This is a genomic window from Paraneptunicella aestuarii, assembly GCF_019900845.1.
Classification (GTDB): domain Bacteria; phylum Pseudomonadota; class Gammaproteobacteria; order Enterobacterales; family Alteromonadaceae; genus Paraneptunicella; species Paraneptunicella aestuarii.
This window is the reverse complement of record NZ_CP074570.1, coordinates 230,369-250,559: the sequence shown is the minus strand read 5'-3', so window position 1 is coordinate 250,559 and position 20,191 is coordinate 230,369. Positions and strand designations below refer to the sequence as shown.

At 45.2% G+C, this 20,191-nt stretch carries 17 protein-coding genes and 1 riboswitch; of the genes, 10 read left to right on the top strand and 7 right to left on the bottom strand.

Annotation, left to right across the window (positions count from 1 at the left end; translation table 11 throughout):
* Positions 1-152: 152 nt before the first annotated feature.
* Positions 153-372: riboswitch (cobalamin riboswitch) on the top strand.
* A gap of 70 nt (positions 373-442) precedes the next feature.
* Complete coding sequence (locus KIH87_RS01080; protein ID WP_232359694.1) at positions 443-2,302, top strand: TonB-dependent receptor plug domain-containing protein; 1,860 nt, start codon at positions 443-445, stop codon at positions 2,300-2,302.
* Positions 2,303-2,633: 331 nt separating this feature from the next.
* The gene (locus KIH87_RS01075) at positions 2,634-3,242 is read left to right on the top strand and encodes a Fic/DOC family protein (protein ID WP_232359693.1); all 609 of its coding nucleotides are present in this window, start codon (positions 2,634-2,636) and stop codon (positions 3,240-3,242) included.
* On the opposite strand, the gene KIH87_RS01070 is transcribed toward KIH87_RS01075, so the two are convergent.
* On the bottom strand, positions 3,239-3,889 hold the full coding sequence (locus KIH87_RS01070; RefSeq protein ID WP_232359692.1) for a hypothetical protein: 651 nt from the start codon (positions 3,887-3,889) through the stop codon (positions 3,239-3,241). The two genes, KIH87_RS01075 and KIH87_RS01070, sit on opposite strands and share 4 nt — an antisense overlap.
* A gap of 254 nt (positions 3,890-4,143) precedes the next feature.
* Between KIH87_RS01070 and KIH87_RS01065 the strand changes: the two genes are divergently transcribed.
* The 4 genes from KIH87_RS01065 to KIH87_RS01050 all read left to right on the top strand — a co-directional run bounded on the left by KIH87_RS01065 (position 4,144) and on the right by KIH87_RS01050 (position 8,912).
* The gene (locus tag KIH87_RS01065) at positions 4,144-4,773 is read left to right on the top strand and encodes a thiol:disulfide interchange protein DsbA/DsbL (protein WP_232359691.1); all 630 of its coding nucleotides are present in this window, start codon (positions 4,144-4,146) and stop codon (positions 4,771-4,773) included.
* 92 nt (positions 4,774-4,865) lie between these two features.
* On the top strand, positions 4,866-5,486 hold the full coding sequence (locus KIH87_RS01060) for a thiol:disulfide interchange protein DsbA/DsbL (protein ID WP_232359690.1): 621 nt from the start codon (positions 4,866-4,868) through the stop codon (positions 5,484-5,486).
* 173 nt (positions 5,487-5,659) lie between these two features.
* Entirely contained in the window at positions 5,660-6,406 is a 747-nt protein-coding gene (locus KIH87_RS01055) for a GntR family transcriptional regulator (protein WP_232359689.1), read from the top strand.
* Positions 6,407-6,494: 88 nt separating this feature from the next.
* The gene (locus KIH87_RS01050) at positions 6,495-8,912 is read left to right on the top strand and encodes a DNA polymerase II (protein WP_232359688.1); all 2,418 of its coding nucleotides are present in this window, start codon (positions 6,495-6,497) and stop codon (positions 8,910-8,912) included.
* Positions 8,913-9,160: 248 nt separating this feature from the next.
* Here the strand turns inward: KIH87_RS01050 and KIH87_RS01045 are convergent, their stop codons facing one another.
* The gene (locus KIH87_RS01045; protein WP_232359687.1) at positions 9,161-10,084 is read right to left on the bottom strand and encodes a DMT family transporter; all 924 of its coding nucleotides are present in this window, start codon (positions 10,082-10,084) and stop codon (positions 9,161-9,163) included.
* 279 nt (positions 10,085-10,363) lie between these two features.
* Here KIH87_RS01045 and KIH87_RS01040 point away from each other — a divergent pair, with 279 nt between their 5' ends.
* The gene (locus tag KIH87_RS01040) at positions 10,364-10,945 is read left to right on the top strand and encodes a hypothetical protein (RefSeq protein ID WP_232359686.1); all 582 of its coding nucleotides are present in this window, start codon (positions 10,364-10,366) and stop codon (positions 10,943-10,945) included.
* A 25-nt stretch (positions 10,946-10,970) separates the two neighbouring features.
* Here KIH87_RS01040 and KIH87_RS01035 read toward each other — a convergent pair whose 3' ends face one another.
* The 5 genes from KIH87_RS01035 to KIH87_RS01015 form a co-directional block, all read right to left on the bottom strand.
* Positions 10,971-11,327: a hypothetical protein gene (locus KIH87_RS01035; RefSeq protein ID WP_232359685.1), complete on the bottom strand. Its 357-nt coding sequence runs from the start codon at positions 11,325-11,327 to the stop codon at positions 10,971-10,973.
* A gap of 58 nt (positions 11,328-11,385) precedes the next feature.
* Positions 11,386-12,420, bottom strand: a complete 1,035-nt coding sequence (locus KIH87_RS01030) for a porin (protein ID WP_232359684.1) — start codon at positions 12,418-12,420, stop codon at positions 11,386-11,388.
* Positions 12,421-12,547: 127 nt separating this feature from the next.
* The gene (locus KIH87_RS01025) at positions 12,548-13,828 is read right to left on the bottom strand and encodes a TRAP transporter large permease (RefSeq protein WP_232359683.1); all 1,281 of its coding nucleotides are present in this window, start codon (positions 13,826-13,828) and stop codon (positions 12,548-12,550) included.
* On the bottom strand, positions 13,828-14,343 hold the full coding sequence (locus tag KIH87_RS01020) for a TRAP transporter small permease subunit (protein ID WP_232359682.1): 516 nt from the start codon (positions 14,341-14,343) through the stop codon (positions 13,828-13,830). The genes KIH87_RS01025 and KIH87_RS01020 overlap by 1 nt, the downstream gene beginning before the upstream one ends.
* Before the next feature lie 22 nt (positions 14,344-14,365).
* Positions 14,366-15,433 (bottom strand): TRAP transporter substrate-binding protein, encoded by a 1,068-nt coding sequence (locus KIH87_RS01015; RefSeq protein WP_232359681.1) that lies wholly within the window; start codon positions 15,431-15,433, stop codon positions 14,366-14,368.
* Positions 15,434-15,611: 178 nt separating this feature from the next.
* Here KIH87_RS01015 and KIH87_RS01010 point away from each other — a divergent pair, with 178 nt between their 5' ends.
* From KIH87_RS01010 to fadB, 3 genes are all read left to right on the top strand, one after another.
* Entirely contained in the window at positions 15,612-17,009 is a 1,398-nt protein-coding gene (locus KIH87_RS01010; protein ID WP_232359680.1) for a cache domain-containing protein, read from the top strand.
* Positions 17,006-17,662, top strand: coding sequence for a response regulator transcription factor (locus KIH87_RS01005; RefSeq protein ID WP_332460723.1), 657 nt, complete (start codon positions 17,006-17,008; stop codon positions 17,660-17,662). The genes KIH87_RS01010 and KIH87_RS01005 overlap by 4 nt, the downstream gene beginning before the upstream one ends.
* 360 nt (positions 17,663-18,022) lie before the next feature.
* A complete protein-coding gene (fadB, locus tag KIH87_RS01000; RefSeq protein ID WP_232359679.1) occupies positions 18,023-20,176 on the top strand; it encodes a fatty acid oxidation complex subunit alpha FadB in 2,154 nt (717 codons plus the stop codon).
* The last annotated feature ends 15 nt before the right edge of the window (positions 20,177-20,191 follow it).

Genomic DNA, 20,191 nt, shown 5'->3' with positions numbered 1-20,191 from the left:
CATTTCAGGGCGACGCTAAAGATAAAGATGCTGATATTCATCAGCATGACGATCGGGATAATGACGATCGAGAGAATGAATACGAGCAAAGAAAGCCTCTCACCTGGTCAACTTTTTTCATAATTCCATAGCCCCACCCTACATAAGCCCCTATAATGTCCCCGCTTTTTGGTGCTGAGGTTAGTCAAATCTATTGGCTGACAACAGTTAAACGGGAAATCGGTGCGAAGCCGATACTGCCCCCGCAACGGTAAGCAAAGTTAGTTGTTACATCCATGCCACTGTTCCGCTCAGGTATAACCAGGAATGGGAAGGCCGTAACAACGAGCATTCTTTGTGAGTCCGGATACCGGCCAGAAGCTGGGGTACAGAACACTCAACGGTTTTCTGTGCAGTCTTGTTATCACATTCGGGCGGAATGTGTTCATAGAGAATCAACTAAATGTCTTTTAAACAATCTCTTATCAGCGCCAGTGTATGCGCTACGTTTGTTGGCTTTTCAGCCTCCGCAATCAGCAACGAAACAGCCTCTACATCAAGAATAGAAACCATCAGCGTCGTATCCAGTCGGGTTGAACAACCTGTCAGCGAAATGGCGACCAGTGTTTCCATTCTCACAGAGCAAGATATCGCAGCTTCCGGGCAAATTGCCCTAGCCGATACCTTACGCACTATCGCCTCTGTTAACGTCAGCAACTCAGGCGGTTTGGGTCAAAACACAGCTTTACGTATTCGTGGTGAAGAAGGTTTCCGTACCCACGTTCTTATTGATGGGATAGAACTATCCGATCCTTCAGCACCACAGGTTATGCCTTTATTCGACGACATACTCACCAGCCAGGTTGAGCGCGTAGAAGTATTACGTGGAACCCAAGGGCTACTTTATGGCGCTGATGCAGGTGGTGTTATCCGTATTACCAGCACTACAGCCAAGTCTGGAACCTCTGGTGGCGTACAAGTGCAAGCAGGCAAGTACAGTACGCAGCAGTTTGGTGGCAATATTGGTTACACCAATGAAGATAGCAACCTGTATTTAGCAGTAACTCGTTTGGATACCGACGGTTTCAACGCGCAAGCAGCCGATACCAGCAACGAAGCCGATGGCTACGAAAACACCACGGCGCATTTCAAAGGTGCACACAAATTCACAGAGCAATTGTCAGCGTCTTTGGTTATTAGAGATGTTGATACCGAAGCCCAATACGACGGCTGCTATGACAACGCCACCTTTGCACCAACCCATGACTGCGTATCCAAAACCTCACAGCAAACCAGCCGCTTGGCATTGGATTATGCCGGTGAAAATCAGCACCACAGCGTTGGATTTGCCAATACCGATGTGGACAGAGATTTCTTCTCCAATGGAGCCTACGGTTTTGGACAAGGCGGAACGATTCAAAAGCTGGACTATCTGGGCTCCTTTAACATTGGTTCACAGCGCGTCATCGCTGGCGCGGAGATCAAGGAAGAAGACGACGAAACACAGTCTCGTAAACAGCGTTCAGCCTTTGCAGAATATCAATTTCAGTACGATAAAACATGGTTCAACACCGCGGGCGTTCGTTACGATAACAACGATACATTTGGTGGACACACCAGCTTTCGTTTGAGCAGTGCGTATCTGGTTAATGCTGGCGTATTGGGCGATGTGAAACTAAAAGCCTCTTACGGCACAGGCTTTAGAGCCCCGAGCTTGTTTGAGCAAAGCTACAACGACGGCGCATTTGCCTGGGGCGAAGCTCAAGGTTTGCAGCTTAAAGAAGAAACCAGCAAAGGCTTTGATTTAGGCGTTGAATTTTATCAATCCGATATGTTCTTTGGTATCACCTATTTCAAACAGGACATTACCGACGAAATCATTTTCGACCCGGTAGCCTATCAGGGCTATTTGCAAACCGCCGGAACCAGTAAATCAGAAGGTTTGGAATTAGACTGGCGTCAAAACATCACTGCCTCTGTTGAGCTGTGGGGAAACTACACCTACAACGAAACCGAAACAGCACAAGGCGATCAGCGCTTACGCCGCCCTCGTCATATGGCTAATTTGGGATTGTCCTACAACTTGCTCGACAACGCATTACAGCTAAATGCCTACGCCAGAGCAGTACAAGACGCTATCGACATCGGCGGACAAGAACTGGACGATTACACCGTCCTGAACCTGTCAGCCCTGTATGAACTCAACGCCCACTGGCGCTTTAACGCCAAACTCGACAACGTGACCAACAGGGAATATCAGGAAGTGCTTGGCTACAACAGCAAAGGCAGAAGCGCCTATGTTGGGGTGAGTTATCAGTTCTAAGCAGTTTTTGTGTGAAAATTACAAAAAAACGCCCTCAGAGTGCTTTAAAGAGCGCTCTGGGAGTTTTGAATTAACTTGATCAGTATAAGTCCACTGTTTTGATTTCTGCTCTTGAAAGGCAAGATTGATTGCATCAACTTATAGAGCTACAATGCGTGTAACTTACTTGTGTTGTATTTACTTATGCCTATCACCGATGCAAATGCTGTAAAACAAGCTCTAGCTAATATTAAGCTTGAATCTCTGTCTTTATCAGAAGAAACATCGAAACTTATAAGCCAAGCGCTTAAAGACAAGTCTATCGACACAACCTATATTCTTAACTTGCTACGTGGAAAATAACCTGCCTCCAGACAGCGTAGAACCAGCGTTTTACCCCAATAGCCACGTTTTTGTTAATTTACTCGACATTCAGGAACCCTCTGAGCTCCGCCAAAAAGAGGCAGCCTTCACAGCAATTCGCTCAATAGAATTACTGCAAAAACCTGATACGGTGGAACAAACCTTCGATTTTGAACACCTAAAATCCATACACCGTCATTTATTTCAGGATTTATACTCATGGGCAGGAAAGCCAAGATCTTACGATGTCGCTAAAGATGGTGATATTTTCACACCAGCGAACAAATTGGCAGAATATCAATCTTTGGTATTTGAACGTTCCATTTCGTATTACCAAAGCACTGACAAACCTACTATAGAAGAATCAGCGCAAAAGCTTGCTCGTTGCCTAGGCATAATAAACATATACCATCCATTTCCTGAGGGTAATGGACGCACTCAACGGTTATTCATTTCGGCCTTAGCTAACGTTTTTAATTACATGATTAACTGGGATTTAGTCCATAACTGGGAAAATGTAGAAACATTCAAGCAAGTGCATAGAGGAAATTATGAACCTCTTGAACATCTCATGCTAAGAATCCTTGCACAGCGCTAAGAAGCCCCCTTCTCCCCATACCCAAACTTCTCGGAATACTTTTCAATTAGAGATTGGGATTGCCGTTGCGACAGATATTGAACGCCTTCGGAGTCAATCAACAGGCGGTTTTGATGCACAATATTTTCGCGACCTTCTTGTAAGAATTCCAGTAAATTTCCGTCATCGACGCCACTTTCCTGATACTTGCTCGCTTGTTCGCGCACTAATCCCCATTCATAGAATTGCGACAACTTCCCGGTTTGCTGTACCAGCTTGTTTAAGCGTTCATCACGATCCAGATAGTCTTGTAGCTTTTGCCCTTCATCACTATCATCGAGCACTTGCAGCTGACCGTCTTCGATATTGATTTCAACAGGCATGGAAACCCCAAAGCTCTGAGCTAATTGATACACTTCCTTTTCCATCTTCTGCATATTGAAATCTACGTAGTTGCCCATGGTTTGCAAGTCCACATTCAACTCACCTTTTTCCATGGCGCTGAGCATGTCATCGAAGTTACCGCCAGTAATCCCGACACTAACCAGATTCAAATCCTGAAAACTATTCGATTTCTGTTTCTCTGCGACATTTTTCAACACGTCATCAGCGGCAGCCTGATTGTCCAGATAGGTAAACAGGTTCATAGCCTGATTATTCACTCGCATTGCTTACATCACCCGACTATTTACAATTGGTTCACTACACAGCCTGTCAATTCAATGACACATCTGCGCATGGTTAACATAGGGTGTGATATAGCAAGAGTTACGCCAAAAAGTAAGGAACTAGCCCTTTCCAACCTAAACGTTTCCTGAATGATAATCAGGTAGTGGCAGAATATACCCCGGAAAAGAGGACAGCCGACAAATGGGTATGGTAACCTTGCCACCTCATTTCACAATAACACTAACAATTTGCTATGCGTAAATACTTAAGTTTATTTATTTTTGCCCTGCTGTTACCCCTTAAATCAATGGCTGCAGGTGTCGAGCAGTGGGTAGAAGGTACTCATTATGTGGTTGTTGGCGAAGAAGCGACTGCCAAACCAGAAGTTTTAGAGTTTTTCTCCTATTGGTGTAGCCACTGCTATAACTTTGAACCTATTGTAGCGAATCTGGAAAAGAAACTGCCAGAAGACGTGAAGTTCAGTAAAGTCCATGTGAATTTCATGGCGTTTACGACAACAGAAATTCAGGAAGACGCTACTCGCGGATTAATGATTGCTCGTGCATTGAAGAAAGAAAAAGAAATGAATCGCGCAATCTTCAACTATATCCACGTTCAACGCGCGCCTATTGCTGGTATTGATGATATTCGTAACATCTTCACCGTTAACGGTGTCGATGCCGCAGAATTCGACAAGCTGGCTAACAGCTTTGGTGTAAATAGCCAATTAAAGAAAAACAATCAATCCATTCAAAAGTTCATGAAACACCTGCGCGGTGTACCTAACTTCATCGTTAATGGTAAATATCAGGCGAAATTCACTCGTGATATGACACCTGACGATATGGTTGATTTGATTGTTTGGTTAAGCAAACTGAAATAATCATCGGTATATGATTCTGTCATTGATAATGTCATGAGTGTTGCGCCATGAAACTTGCTAAACAAATGAAATTTTTCAAAAACATAATGAACATGAGCGCTGCGTTTTTGGCAGCCATCCTGTTCTCTGTAGCAAGTGTGAGCGCGAGTGCTCAGAACACCGCCGCCCAATGGCAAGAAGGCGAACACTACGACATTATCAATGAACAATTAAATCCAAGATTGGGCATTGTGGAGATATTCTCTTTCTGGTGCCCACACTGCTTTCAGTTTGAAAGCATCGCTTCGCAGCTAAAATCCAAACTGCCGGAAGACATCAACTTCACGAAAGCTCACGTGGAATTCATGCGTAGCGCGCCAGTGAATATTCAGCAAGAAGCCACCAAAATGATGTTGGTTGCACGCGCGATTAATCGTGAAGATAGCTTCAACAAAGCCTTGTTTAAGGCCATCCATGAAGACAAAAAACACTTCAATTCAGTCGAAGCAATAAAAGAGATTTTGCTGGAACAAGGTGTCGATGGCGAGAAGGTACTCAAGCTGGCAGACAGCTTTGGAATGAAAAGCCGAATTAATCGAAATAACAAGCTAACCGAAGGCATTAACGAAGTTCCCACTTTCATTGTAAACGGCAAGTACAAAGCCAAATTTACACGGGATATGACCCCGGACAGTTTTGTAGAACTTATTTTGTGGTTAACAAAGCAGCCATAAAAAGGTATAACTGAAACTCGAGGCGAGCTCGCAACGAGAAAGTCTCTTACCTCATAAAAACAATAACTTATAAATAGCAGTACCCACGCCAGAAACCACATACATCTTACAGCAGCAATGCCGATGTATGCTTATACTTTTATCATTAACCCAGGTAACAGTTAACAGGAATCATGGCACTCCAGGTATTTGAAAATAAGCTCAGCACTTTGCCTAAGCAAGTGTTGCCCTTATACAAGCAAGTCGAAGAACACATAAAGCAACTTATTCTGGAACAGCGCTGGAAGCCAGGGGACATGCTTCCCAACGAATTATTACTGGCAAAAGAGTTCGGTGTTAGCCAGGGCACAGTGCGCAAAGCCCTGAATAGCCTGACTGAGTCCAACTTAGTACACCGCCACCAAGGCGTTGGCACCTTCCTTTCTGAGCAGACAGGACAAACACTGTATCGCTTCTTCCCTATCGTCGAAGACGGCAAGCTACCCGCACTTCCCAAAGCTGAAATCACAGGCATGGAGCTTATTCGCCCAACTCCCGATGTGGTGTTGCAGTTAAAGCTTAGAGTCGGTGAAAGAGTGATCCGCTTGTCACGACTACGTACCTTGGGCAGCACCTATATTCTTTCAGAAGAAATACACTTGCCCGAGAAATACTTCCCGGACTTTATGGACGAAGAAGATATTCCTCACACTCTGTACCACTTTTACCAGACCCGTTTTAACTACACTGTGCATGAAACCACAGATCGCATAAAGGCCGTTTTAGCAACACAAAAAGATGCACAACAGTTAGGAGTAAAATCCGGCGATCCAATTCTGCTTTTCACTCGCTTAACACGAGATAAAGACGGCAAACTACTGGAATATCGCATAAATCGCTGTCGCAGCGACGACTTCCATTACCTGAGCGAGCAGGATTAAGCCCGCCCCGAACAGCGGCGCTAATGCAGCGGCCATCAAACTGAATTAGAATACCCTCTTTTCTGCAATCAGGATTCATTTCTCATACATGCCACTCGCTCAATCCCAAAGCCATACCAATGCTGTCCAGGAAGGCTTTATCCTGACTCGTCAGCAGATTGAGCGAAACCATCAAACCCTGTTGGAATTCTGGTTCAAAACCGACAGCGGAGCCCAGCGCGTACTCACACCGGCGCAGCAGTTTGTGCTCTTTATCACTCAAGCAGATGCAGCTCAGGCTGAAAAAGTATTGCAACATGAAGGAATTCGCTCCGAGATAAAACCCATCGACCTGAAAACCTTTCAACATGAATCTGTTTGCGCCATTTACCTGAATAGCAATCAGCAATTATTTGCCGTGCGCGATGCGCTTACCAAAATCGACATCCTCTATTTTGAAGACGATATCCGACTGGCTGATCGCTATTTAATGGAACGCTTTGTCTATGCCAGCGCTCAGTTCACTGGCACCGAACAACTCAACCGAAAAAACAATAGCCACACTCTGGTCAATGCCAAGCTTAAACCCGGTCACTACCATCCCAACTTTAGCGTTTTGTCACTGGATATCGAATGTAGCGAATACGGCGACCTCTATTCCGTTGGCCTCGCAGCTGATGATTACCAATGCGTGATAATGATTGGCGATGGCACTCAAACGGAAAATAGTAACGCGCCAGATTGGTTGAAATGGGTAAATAACGAAGCTGATTTGCTGCGAGCAATGGTCGCGGAGATCAATCAATACGACCCCGACATCATCGTGGGCTGGAGCGTAGTAAACTTTGACTTTCGCTTATTAGTAAAACGGGCTGAAAAACAAAACATCGCACTGAAAATAGGTAGAGGAAACACGCAAGCTCGTTGGCGTGAACCGAAAGGTAGCAAAGGCAATGATGGTGACGGACAGGGCTTTATTGTCATTCCAGGTCGCGTTGTTATCGACGGTATCGACGCCTTAAAAACCGCCACCTATCACTTCGACAGCTTTAGTCTGGAATCTGTCTCTCAAGAATTGCTCGGCAAAGGCAAGAAGATTGAAAATGTGCACGACAGAATGGAGCACATCAACCACGACTTCAAACACAACAAAATCAAACTGGCAGAGTACAACCTGCAAGACTGCGTGCTAGTGCTGGAAATTTTTGAGCACACTAAACTCATTGAGTTTCTCATTCTACGCAGCCAACTCACCGGGTTAGAACTGGATCGCATTGGTGGTTCCGTTGCCGCTTTTACCAACCTGTATCTGCCCAAACTGCACCGTGCAGGCTACATTGCACCGAATCGCCCACCCGATGGCGGGTTAGCCAGCCCCGGCGGTTATGTCATGGACTCACGTCCCGGATTGTACAAACATGTGTTGGTGCTGGATTTTAAAAGCCTGTATCCCTCAATTATTCGCACTTTTAAAATCGATCCACTCGGTCTGATTGAAGGCTTGGCGAATCCCGACGCATCCATTCCCGGATTCAAAGGTGCGATGTTCGACCGGGAAAAACACTTTTTGCCCGACATAATCACCTCACTCTGGCAACAACGAGATCAAGCCAAAAAAGACAAAGATGCTGCCCGCTCACAAGCCATCAAGATCCTGATGAACTCCTTCTATGGCGTGTTAGGTTCAGGTGGTTGCCGCTTCTACGATACGCGTCTTGCCAGCTCCATCACCATGCGCGGGCACAGCATCATGCAAACCACCGCCAAATGGATTGAAGCACAAGGTCATCAGGTGATCTACGGCGACACCGACTCCACCTTCGTCTGGCTGGATGGTGATTACACGGTAGAAAGTGCTTATGAAGTCGGCTCAAAGCTGGCAGAGCACATCAACCAACGCTGGCATGAAACCTTACGTACAGAATTCGATCTGGACTGCCATTTGGAAATTGAGTTTGAAACCTATTTCAGCCAATTCCTAATGCCAACCATTCGCGGCGCCGAAACCGGTAGTAAAAAACGTTACGCTGGATTAAAAGCCACAAAAAATGGTGAAGAACTGGTATTCAAAGGCTTGGAAACTGTGCGCTCAGACTGGACAGAACTTGCCAAAGAATTCCAACAGCAACTGTATGGCATGATTTTCAATGGCGATTCCGTAAGCGACTACATACTCAATATTGTGAACCAAACCCGAAACGGCGAACTGGACGACAAACTGGTATACAAAAAACGACTACGGCAACCACTCGACCTTTACGTGAAAAACGTACCGCCGCACGTAAAGGCAGCCCGCCTTGCCGACGCTAAAAACAAAGAACTCGGCCGCCCTCTGCAATATCAAAACAAAGGCTGGATCAGCTACGTCTTTACCGTTAACGGCGCAGAGCCTGAAGAATATCGCACCAGCCCCATCGACTACGACCACTACGTCGAAAAGCAACTCGCCCCCGTCGCCGACGCCATACTGCCCTTTATCGGCCTCAGCTTTGACAAAGTCACTTCATTGCAAATGGGGTTGTTTTAGCTCGCTTTGAAAAGAAATAGCGCCACCCTGAACTTGTTTCAGGGCCTTTTACAACTCGCAAAGATGCTGATAGCCATCAGCATGACGACACTGTGCGATTGCACTATCAAGGATAGAAAACGCATCGCCCTGAATTCATTTCAGGGTCTTTTACAACGAGCAAGAGATACTGATATGCATCAGCATGGCGAGAAACTGAAAATCTCTCCCCCTTTTTAAAAGGAGGAGATTAAGAGGGGACTTAAGCTTTAAGCCTGCACCAACTTACGCTTAGGCGCATAGTTGGCAGTAACAATCCCTGAGATAATCAGCGCGCCACAGAGGTAGTGGTAAGACTGAATAGACTCGCCCAGAATCAGGTTAGCGAGCAAGCCGCTGAATATGGGTAGCGAGTAATACACCATGCCAGCCTTGGCTGGGCCAACGATGGCAACTGCTCGGTTCCACAAAATAAAAGCGGTCAATGAGGCGAATACGCCTAAATATAAAATTGAGTAGATGATTTCCTGGTTCCACACTATTGGCGCAGCAATGGCGGTTTCCCACAAGTAGAACGGGGTCAGGATGACGAAGCCAATCAAAAAGGTCACCATCTGGAATGCACGCACACCCATTGGTGGCTTTTTCTTAAGTAAGATGCTGTAAACGGCAAAGGATATGGCAGCTAATAGCATCCAGAAATCACCGATAGCAAAGGTCACATTGAGCAAGCTGGTGGGATTTCCTCGAGTCACCAATAACACCACCCCAACCAATACGGCCACCATTCCCAATAGCTTGTTTGTTGTGATCAATTCACCGAAAAATACGCGTGAAATGATGACGATAAATACAGGAAAGGTAATCGAAATCAGAGACAGGTTTAATGCAGTTGTCGAGTGACCCGCAAAGTAAATAAGCGTATTAAACAGAGTCACCCCCAGGATCGAGGTAATGATCAGATAAGGGAAATGTTGCTTAATCGTCTCCCACTCTTTGAGCATTTTGGGCAGGCCAAAAGGCATAAACACCACAACGGCGACAACCCAACGCCAAAAAGCCACACTAACGGGGGGAATAATATCTGTCACACCTCGTGCAATAACGAAGTTGCCAGACCAAATAATGGTAGCGGCGATAGCAAATAAATAACCTGAAAAATGCCCGCTTTCCTGTTGTAAATTTGATGACATAAGAAATTTCCGATCAAGAAGTTATCGTTAACATCTCCCCCACACGGCGGCGCATTATACTCACATCGGGATGAAATAGAGCTATTTTCCGTGAAAATAGTAACTATAAGTCGGTACAGATTGTTATAACGCCTTGTCCTCATAAGCCACAGCGGTTTGGAATCGGTAAATTTCTACCGGAGCATAGAATTATACTCCCCCTGATCTAAACTGTATGGGTAGGTTTCATAAAAGTTTCATTATTTCGGGTTACTTTTTAAACCTAAACTCAGGAGCGTTATGATGTCTAAGCAATGGTTACTTGCCTTTATCACAGTATCTACAATGGGTATGACAGGTTGTGTGTCAACGACTCAACATTCACAACAGCCACCCACAGTATCAGAGCCAACTACCTGCCCTGGCACAGTTGAGCCGCCTGCGGAATTTGCCGCTTACCTGACACCCACCACGGACGATACATTGCTGCAATCGGCTTTAGGTGAACCCACTAAAGGCGGCTTATGCCAGGGAAAAGTCTATAAAGTCACTCAGGCATTTACCATTTATCGCGCCTGGAACAGCACTAATCCTGGTAGTGAAAAAGGCAGTTGGTGGGCATTGTATGAACCACAAGGAAGCACTGCGCAATACCGCACCAACTATGAAATTTGTTATGAATGGTCGCCTATCGACATGATGACAAGATGCCAAATCGCTTCTGGCACTGTGATCGTCATAGGCACGGGTCAAAGCGCCTATTGTAGTGAATATCTGACTTACCCCACTTCTGCTTCACAACAGATTTATATGGATAACGCCGCAAATAGCACGAACGAATGCATCACTTATCAAGCGGTGTTCAATTGGCAGCCGCTTTAGCGCTGCCAATGGCTTTTTCTAAACACTATTTTTCAACCTTGATGACACGCTGAAATTCCAGCCATTGCATAAACTCGCCGTAATCCTTGGTGTTATTTTGTTTTGCGTACTGCCAGCGCTTATAAAGTTCAAATTCTTCTCTGCTACTCAGCTCTTCTTTGGCGCCTGTATTGGCACTCTCGTGACTGGTAGCCTCGAAACCGTTTTGATTCGACTGGTACAAGGTCAATTCACCAGTTTTACCAGTAAATAATCCTGGCCCATCGGTTAATTCTTCTTGCGCGCTAACTTGCACACAGCCTAGTAATAACGCTAACCCGCCAAATGCCATAAAAAACAGTTTACGAATATTCACCATCACGCTTTCTCCAATCGACTTCATTTACGTAAGAAAAAGACCCCGAGTGAAGGTAACTTCCTTGTTCTCAGGGTCAACCTCATCAGAACTTAACCATGCCACCAGCGGCAAACGCATTGAAACTCTCTTGATCATCGGTATCACCCGTTGTTGCTTGCAACCAGAATCTCACACCGCCAAGAGGAATAAAGTGATACGCCAGTGTTGTGCGTTGATGTTCAGCGCCATCAACACCCATCGCATCTTCAGAATCAAAAGTGCCCATGCTGATACTGACTGCATGTTTGTCCATGCTGTAACCCAACTTCCAATTCAAGTAATCACGAGAACCACCATCCAGTAAATCAGCAGTACCATAAACAGCAGTCAGGTTTACCCCGGAATCATGCTTGTAGCCCAACAGCACACCGCTACCATTCTCAGCACCAAAAAAGCCCGGAGTCGGGTTGCCATCAATATTAGCCTGTGGATCAGAATCATTGTCGCCATCACCAAAATCGGCATGCCAAACATTAAAGCGCCAGCCATCTTGCAGATATTTGAAAGCCACTTCGTAGCTGTTGTCTTCGCCTAGTTGACCTGAAAACTGCCCGCCGCCAAACACCTTGGGTGATTCATAAAGAATGCGTTCATTGAAAATAGACTGGCTTTGTACCAATGGCGTTTGGCTTTCGCCACTGGGGCCTCGGCGTGTAGAACCAAAACGAGAACTCATGCCTAGGGGATCTGATAACCAGGTTCCAGATTGATCGACATCAGAAATGATATAGGTAGTCGATTCACCGGTTCCTAATCTAACTTTACCGAAAGTGCCAGCTACGGTGATTTCCTGAATACGGTTACGCCCATTGCTACCGTTTTGCAGCAAGTTGGATACGCCTTCATTCAAACCAATTTCGAGCTGAGCACCAATGGTCAAGCCATCATAATCAACACTGCCTTTTAAACCAATATTCGACTCAGCAAACTCGTGGCGCCCAAAATAGATGTTATCTGAGGTATCGTCACTGATCATGTTATATAACACTCGACCATAGGCTGTAACCTTCGCCTCAGCATGTGCAGCACCTGTAAATAAAAGCGCCATAGGTACAACAGCCAACGCATACTTGTTCATTTGTGTTCCTCCGCTAATTTTATTTTTGATTAGCTTGTTAATGTTCATTGGCATGCGTTCTCGACATACCTGATAAAAAGGAATGAAAATAACTGCACACTTTTCATTGCCCTGTAAAACCTTGCCATCACCTAATAATCAATTGCTCAGGAAACGCGATTAACAGCAAAAGCACGGCAATTTGAATCAAAATAAAGGGCATAACACCTTTGTAGATATGGGATGTTTTAATAGCCGCCGGAGCGACGCCTTTGAGATAAAACAGGCTGAATCCAAAAGGCGGCGTTAAGAAAGAAGTTTGCAAATTCATAGAGATCAGAATGGCAAACCAGACCAAATCAATGCCCAGGCTGTTGGCAACCGGAATAAGAATTGGCACTACAAGAAACGCAATTTCAATAAAGTCGATAAAGAAGCCCAGCACCAAAATCGCCAACATAGCGATAGCGATAAATGTCCACTCATCACCGGGAAGCTGCTGGAAGAATTCCTCTACCAGATAGTCGCCCTCGGAATAGCTAAACACCATGGAAAACGCCGTTGCACCAATGAGAATGGCAAAAATCATGGAGCTGACTTTCACGGTTTCTTTCGAGGAATCCATCAAACTATTCCAGGAAAAAGAGCGATAAAAAGAAGTTAGAACCACAGCACCAACCGCGCCGATAGCAGCCGATTCCGTGGGCGTCGCAATGCCCGCAAAGATAGAACCTAATACCGCAAGAATAAGGATCAGTGTAGGGATGACGTTTTTTCCGGCTTCCAGCAGCAAGCCTCGAATATCTTCATCGCTAGGCACTGGAGGGCAATGTTCCGGCTTGGCAAGCCCCAGAACAGAGATATAGGCCACATAGGCCATAATAAGAATTGCGCCAGGGAGCAGAGCTGCTTTAAACAGATCACCCACCGGAACCCCCATCACATCACCCAGAATGATCAGGATGATAGACGGAGGTATGATTTGCCCAAGCGTGCCTGCGGCACAAATAACTCCCGTAGCAACAGGTTTGTTATAGTTATTTTTGAGCATTGACGGCAGTGAAATGACGCCCATTGCTACCACGCTAGCACCAACAACACCTGTGGAAGCGGCGAGGAAGGCGCCAACCACGATAGTCGAAATTGCCAAGCCCCCGGAAAAGGAACCAAACAACTTAGCCGACGACTCTAATAAACGTTCCGCTAAACCGCTTTTTTGCAACACGATGCCCATAAAAATGAACAGCGGAATCGCCATTAGAGTGGTGTTTTCCATGATGCCCATAACGCGGTAGGGCATGAACGCAAACAGATCTGCCCCCAGCACAATTAAACCAACAATGACTGAGACACCCGCAAAAGTGAAAGCGACCTGAGCACCCAAAAATAACAACACAAGCGCCAAGCCAAACAGGATAATCCCTTCCATTACAACACTTCCTCTTTTGCTCTACCGGTTAACTCGATAACCTGAGTTAACACAACATTAAAAATACTGATAAGTAGAAACACGGCTGACAAAGGGATAATCGAGCGCACAATCCAACGGTTTGGCAAACCACCAGGATCCGCACTCCCTTCGCCCATTTGATACGCATCGAATGTGTATTCATAACCGAAATAGACCAAAAACAGCGTAATCGGCATCGCAAAAAGCAACATACCAATCAGGTTAACAATCGCTTTCAATTTCGGTGAGAAGTTGGCGTACAGAATATCCACCCGTACATGCCCATCTTCTTTTAGCGTGTAAGCGATACCAAACATAAACATCGCGGCGAACAGATGCCATTCCAACTCTTGCATAGCAATGCTTACGTCGTTGAAGAAGTAACGCATCACTACGTCGTAAAACACATTAATAATCATCAGTAAGAAGATGAGGGCACAGAAGGTGCCCAATGCGTCTAACAATCTATTTAAAAACCTTGATACCGTAAGCATTCTAATTGGCTTCTACAGGCTATTAATCAAATGCTTCAAGGTATGCACGTTCAGAGAAGTTGGTCCATGCACGAACCTTGTCCTGATAGTCGTAGATAGAATCGAGAATTTCCTTCGTTGCCGGATCACTATCTGACGCACTTTTAAGGATCTTGGCATTTGCCAAGCGGATCGCTGCCAATACCGGACGAGGGAAGTTCTTAATTTTCACATCAGGAAACTCTTCCTGAAGCATGGCAAGGTTCACAGCGCTAGCATCTACAGTTTGGATATACATATCGTAAGCACTTACGCGCATAGCAATAACCAGTATTTGCTGCAAGTCAGGGGGAAGCTTGTCGAAGGCTTTTTGATTAACCAGAAACTGTAATTCTGTAGCTGGCTCATGCCATCCGGTGTAATAAAAGGGTGCGATTTTGTGGAATCCCATGCGCAAATCAAGCGAAGGGCCAACCCACTCAAGGGCATCAATAGTGTTTCTTTCCAAGGCCGTATACAGCTCTCCGGCAGGAATGTTAACTGGCTTGGCACCCAGTTCAGCCAAGACTTCTCCGGCAAATCCAGGAATACGCATTTTCAGACCTTTCAGGTCATCCACGGTTTTAATTTCCTTGCGGAACCAACCCCCCATCTGCACGCCAGTGTTCCCACCGGGGAAAGACATCATGCCGTATTTGTCGTAAGTCTTTTTCATCAACTCCATACCGCCGCCATGATAAAACCAGGCGTACTGTTCCGACGCCGTCATACCGAAAGGCACGGTGGAGAAGAACATGGTATTGAAGTCTTTACCTTTCCAATAATAAGAAGCGGAATGTCCCATTTGATAGCGCCCGGTACGAACGAAATCGAAAACGCCAAGTGGAGATTTGTGCTTGTTAGAAGAATCAATGGTGATAACAAAACGCCCGCCGGACATTTCATCGACCAGTTTAGCCATGCGCTTTGTCGTATCACCGAATATTGGGAAATTAGGCCCCCAGGTTTCGGCTAAGTTCCAGCGAACCTTTTTTCCATCTGCGGCATTGGCCTGAAAGCACAACAACCAAGCAAACATAAAGATAAAAAGATGTTTGCAAGTCAATCTCATAGTCATACACCCTTGTTAAAATACTGTTAAACAAATTGTTCCATGTGGGTATATTGGTTTACCATTGGTGAATGTACGTAAATTGACTAGGTAGAAATACCTAGGTAGTTGTCTTTTTATAGCTGTCTCAAAAACTCCTTTTTTCATTTCCAAATCACAAATCACTGAGACGTTGACCATGAGATTTCCTCTAAAATTGATTTTCGCTGCTATAGCTCAAGTCATTATTACAGCTTGGATCACCTACTATTTTGTGGCTAAGGAATATCAATCCTTGTCCTATCAAAGCTTGGACTCTTTGGAATCTTTTTTGCTCAAGCAAAAAGAGAAGGAGTTGAAGAATTATCTGGATATCTCGGTTTCTGCCGTGAAATACGTTTCGCACAATCTCAATGACCGACAAGACATAACCAAGGATAAAATATCAGGCATTTTTAATAATATGTTATACAGCGGTGATGATGGTTACTTCTTTGTCTATGACTCTGCCGGAACGGCCATTGCTCACCCCAAAGAACCTTTTAGAGTGGGTCGTAGTTATTGGGATTTGGAAGACAGCGAAGGCATTAAAACCATTCAGGTTCTGATAGAAAATGCCCTTGCAGGTGGCGGCATTCACATCTATCCCTGGAATAAGCCTTCAACCAACACCACATCACAAAAAATGGGTTACACCACTTATCTGGAAGAGTGGGACTGGATGATTGGCACAGGGGTTTACCTGGATGACATTGATCACCAAATAGCCACCATTAACAATGAAATAACGCGGCACATTCAGAAAACCCAGAAAATTATTCTTACGGTTACTATCACTTCGATCCTGTCTATTTTTCTTTTTGGCATCATCAATAACCTGCGCCAAAAACACAAAAACGACGCGCAAATCAGCCTCCTGGGGCAGCGCATTATTACCATGCAGGAAGAAGAAAGACGGCATATATCGCGAGAGCTTCACGACGGTATTATTCAAATGATGGTGTCGGTGAGGTATTCACTGGAAGCCACGGCTCTGCAATTAAAGAAAGACAACAGAGAGAAACCTGAACAACTCAGTCAGGCACACAAAGATCTGGGTACGGCAATTAATGAAATACGCAGAATTTCACATCATCTACACCCCAAGATCCTCGATGAACTGGGACTCAGTGCAGCCATAGATAACCTGATTAGAGATTTCAGTAATCGAACAGGCATCAAAGTCACCTTCTCTAAACCCGTAGTTCGTAAAATCCTGCCTGTGTGTATCAGTACCACGTTATATCGTGTTGCTCAGGAAGCCCTGATTAATATTGAAAAACATGCTAACGCAACCGAAGTGTTGATTGACTTACAAATACAGGTATCAAAGCTGATTTTAACCATAGAAGACAATGGTTCCGGATTTAAGCAAACGTCAAACAGCATCAGGGATCAACTGGGCATTGGTTTAAGAAACCTGTCGGAAAGAGTGGAATATAACGAAGGAGAATTTGACGTTGTCAGTAGCGAAAAAGGTACGCGTATTTGCGCCCAGATTCCACGTCATCGTTTTGCCAACCATTTCAAACTGGAACAATCAAGGAACGCAGCATGAGCATGACCGATTCAGATAATGAGCAAATTACCGTTTTGCTGGTTGATGATCACCCCATGGTGCAACAGGGATTGCTGTCCTGTTTATCTTTTTATGACGATATCAATATTGTTGGCACCGTGTTTAACGGAAATGAAGCCATTACAGCAACGGAAGAATTAAGCCCCGACATTGTTTTGATGGATATCAGTATGCCGACCATGAATGGCATAGATGCAACAGAAATACTGCTGGAGAAATCGCCCAATACCAAAGTGCTGATTTTCAGTATGCACGAGAACTCTGAGTATGTTACCAGCGCCGTGCAAGCCGGCGCATCGGGCTACATTATTAAGGACACCAGCACGGAAGAAGTGTACAAGGCGATCAAACAAGTTCATGGCGGAGAGCATTACTTCAGTCATTCAGTGGCTAAAATACTGATCGAAAAGCCACTAAGATTTGACAACGAAAAACTCACAACCCGAGAGCAAATGATACTGGCTCATATTGCCAAGGGATATTCCAGTAAAGAGATCGCCAACACCCTGAATATTAGTATTCGTACCGTTGAAGCCCATCGTCGCAATATTAAAAGTAAAATCAATGCCGACTCACTGGCTGAAATGATCCACTATGCCATTAATAATGGTTTGGTTGACCCAAGTAACTAGCGCTGTTTTCCCTTAAAAACACGGGAAAAAGCGATTTATCATTAAGTTACAACAACTTGTCCGACCAGATGATAATTTTGTTATAAAAAGACAAATAAAAATTTAAACAATTGTTTGAATTTCTATTGCTATTTGCGGTGGGTTTTACAACAATGTTGCCTCCCTGTTCCAGGGTCATAAGTTTTAGCTGGGCTCCAATGTCATTCACAGGCAAGGTATTACGTTTACATGCTCTTAACTTGTAAAGGTTCCTTGACCATACAGGGATGGTAATCGCAATGAGTAATTTATTGGACTGTGGTATCTGAATGGTCAGCAAGCTAAAGTCCACAATCCTGGGTATCTGCTAAGGAGAAGAACATGATTTTTGAAGGCAAAAGCCTCTGTGTAACCTTACTTGACGACGGGATCGCTGAAATCGTTTTTGATGCCACCGGTTCAGTCAATAAATTTGATCAACAAACGCTTGAAGAGCTGGCTGAAGTTACCGCTCTATTAAAAGACAAGAGTGGTGTGAAAGGCGCATTAGTTCGCTCAGCCAAAGGTGTATTCATCGTTGGCGCAGACATCACCGAATTCGGACGCATCTTCGCGCTGCCTGAAGACGAACTATTACAATGGACTCACGTTACTTCGAAGAAGTTTGATGCCTTCGAAGATCTTCCTTTCCCTACTATCGCAGCAATTAATGGCTTCGCATTGGGCGGCGGCTGCGAAATGACACTAGCGTGTGACATGCGTATTGCTGACACAAGCGCTGCCATTGGTTTACCAGAAGTGAAATTGGGCTTAATCCCAGGCTTCGGTGGTACGGTTCGTTTACCTCGTGTTATCGGTGCCGATAACGCAATGGAATGGATGACCACAGGTAAAGAGCGCAAAGCAGCTCAAGCATTGGCAGAAGGTGCAATTGATGCCGTTGTTGCTCCAGAAGCATTACGTGAATCTGCGTTAGCCATGTTGCACGATGCCATTGCAGGCAAAATCGACTGGCAAGCACGTCGCGCATTGAAACTGTCGCCTCTAACGCTACCTAAAAATGAAATGATGATGAGCTTTGCAACCGCCAAAGGCATGGTTGCAGCGAAAGCAGGTAAACATTACCCAGCTCCTCATGCCGTTGTGGATACGCTTGAAAAAGCCGCCACGTTAGATCGTGATGGTGCTTTGAAAGTAGAAAACGCTGCCTTCGCCAAGTTGGCGAAAACCGATGCTGCCACTGCGCAAATCGGTATTTTCATGGCCGACCAAATGGTTAAAGGTAAAGGCAAGAAAACAGCAAAAGGCGCAACCAAGAAATTTGAACACGCTGCTGTTTTAGGTGCAGGTATCATGGGTGGTGGTATCTCTTACCAAGCCGCCCTGAAAGGTACTCGAGTGGTAATGAAAGATATCGCTCAGCCAGCTCTACAACTTGGTTTAGACACTGCTGCTGGCATTCTTGGCAAAGGCATGAAACGCGGCAAAGTTGACGCCAAGAAAATGGCTAACACTTTGAACAATATCGTTCCTACCCTTGAATATTCAGCTATTAAAGATGCTGAAATCGTTATCGAAGCGGTAGTTGAAAACGAAAAAATCAAAGGCAGCGTGTTGAAAGAAGTGGAAGGTGCAGTGGCAGCAGACGCTATCATCTGTTCTAACACTTCAACCATCTCTATTTCCCGTTTGGCAGAAAACCTGTCTAACCCAGAGCGTTTCTGCGGTATGCACTTCTTTAACCCGGTTCACAAAATGCCGTTGGTTGAAATCATCCGTGGTGAGAAAACCTCTGACGAAACCATTGCTAACGTAGTGGCGATGGCACTGAAAATGGGTAAAACCCCAATCGTGGTTAACGATTGCCCAGGATTTTTGGTAAACCGTGTATTGTTCCCTTACTTTGCCGGTTTCAGCCAATTGATTCTGGACGGTGCTGACTTCGTTGCTGTTGATAAAGTGATGGAAAAACAATTCGGTTGGCCTATGGGCCCTGCTTACTTGCTTGACGTTGTGGGTATTGATACTGCCGACCACGCTAGCGACGTAATGGCGCAAGGTTTCCCTGAGCGTATGCAGAAAATCGACAACGACCCGGTTACGCTGATGTACAAAGCAAACCGTTTGGGTCAGAAGAATGGCTTGGGCTTCTTCGAATACAGCATGGACAAGAAAGGCCGTCCGGTGAAAACACCTGCCGACGCTGCCTATGAAATGATTGCTGCTCATTCCGCACCGAAGAAAGACTTCGACGCCGAAGAAATTATGGCTCGCTTGATGGTGCCAATGGCTAACGAAATGATTCGTTGTTTAGAAGAAGACATTATCGGCTCTCCAGAAGAAGCAGATATGTCATTGCTTTACGGCTTGGGCTTCCCTCCATTCCGCGGTGGTGTTTTCCGTTACGTTGACACTATGGGCTTGGCTAACTTTGTTGCTCTGGCAGACAAATACGCTCACCTGGGTGCAATTTATCAGGTAACAGAGAAAACCAGACAGATGGCTGCTGAAGGCCAATCTTTCTTTAAAGCGTAATCGGGGGAACGAAGA

Bases quoted from the DNA above. Each gene is read 5' to 3' on its own strand.
- KIH87_RS01080 (WP_232359694.1), top strand. From the start codon at position 443: ATGTCTTTTAAACAATCTCTTATCAGCGCCAGTGTATGCGCTACGTTT.
- KIH87_RS01070 (WP_232359692.1), bottom strand. From the start codon at position 3,889: ATGCGAGTGAATAATCAGGCTATGAACCTGTTTACCTATCTGGACAAT.
- KIH87_RS01065 (WP_232359691.1), top strand. From the start codon at position 4,144: ATGCGTAAATACTTAAGTTTATTTATTTTTGCCCTGCTGTTACCCCTT.
- KIH87_RS01060 (WP_232359690.1), top strand. From the start codon at position 4,866: ATGAGCGCTGCGTTTTTGGCAGCCATCCTGTTCTCTGTAGCAAGTGTG.
- KIH87_RS01055 (WP_232359689.1), top strand. From the start codon at position 5,660: ATGGCACTCCAGGTATTTGAAAATAAGCTCAGCACTTTGCCTAAGCAA.
- KIH87_RS01050 (WP_232359688.1), top strand. From the start codon at position 6,495: ATGCCACTCGCTCAATCCCAAAGCCATACCAATGCTGTCCAGGAAGGC.
- KIH87_RS01045 (WP_232359687.1), bottom strand. From the start codon at position 10,084: ATGTCATCAAATTTACAACAGGAAAGCGGGCATTTTTCAGGTTATTTA.
- KIH87_RS01040 (WP_232359686.1), top strand. From the start codon at position 10,364: ATGATGTCTAAGCAATGGTTACTTGCCTTTATCACAGTATCTACAATG.
- KIH87_RS01035 (WP_232359685.1), bottom strand. From the start codon at position 11,327: ATGAAGTCGATTGGAGAAAGCGTGATGGTGAATATTCGTAAACTGTTT.
- KIH87_RS01030 (WP_232359684.1), bottom strand. From the start codon at position 12,420: ATGAACAAGTATGCGTTGGCTGTTGTACCTATGGCGCTTTTATTTACA.
- KIH87_RS01025 (WP_232359683.1), bottom strand. From the start codon at position 13,828: ATGGAAGGGATTATCCTGTTTGGCTTGGCGCTTGTGTTGTTATTTTTG.
- KIH87_RS01020 (WP_232359682.1), bottom strand. From the start codon at position 14,343: ATGCTTACGGTATCAAGGTTTTTAAATAGATTGTTAGACGCATTGGGC.
- KIH87_RS01015 (WP_232359681.1), bottom strand. From the start codon at position 15,433: ATGAGATTGACTTGCAAACATCTTTTTATCTTTATGTTTGCTTGGTTG.
- KIH87_RS01010 (WP_232359680.1), top strand. From the start codon at position 15,612: ATGAGATTTCCTCTAAAATTGATTTTCGCTGCTATAGCTCAAGTCATT.
- KIH87_RS01005 (WP_332460723.1), top strand. From the start codon at position 17,006: ATGAGCATGACCGATTCAGATAATGAGCAAATTACCGTTTTGCTGGTT.
- fadB (WP_232359679.1), top strand. From the start codon at position 18,023: ATGATTTTTGAAGGCAAAAGCCTCTGTGTAACCTTACTTGACGACGGG.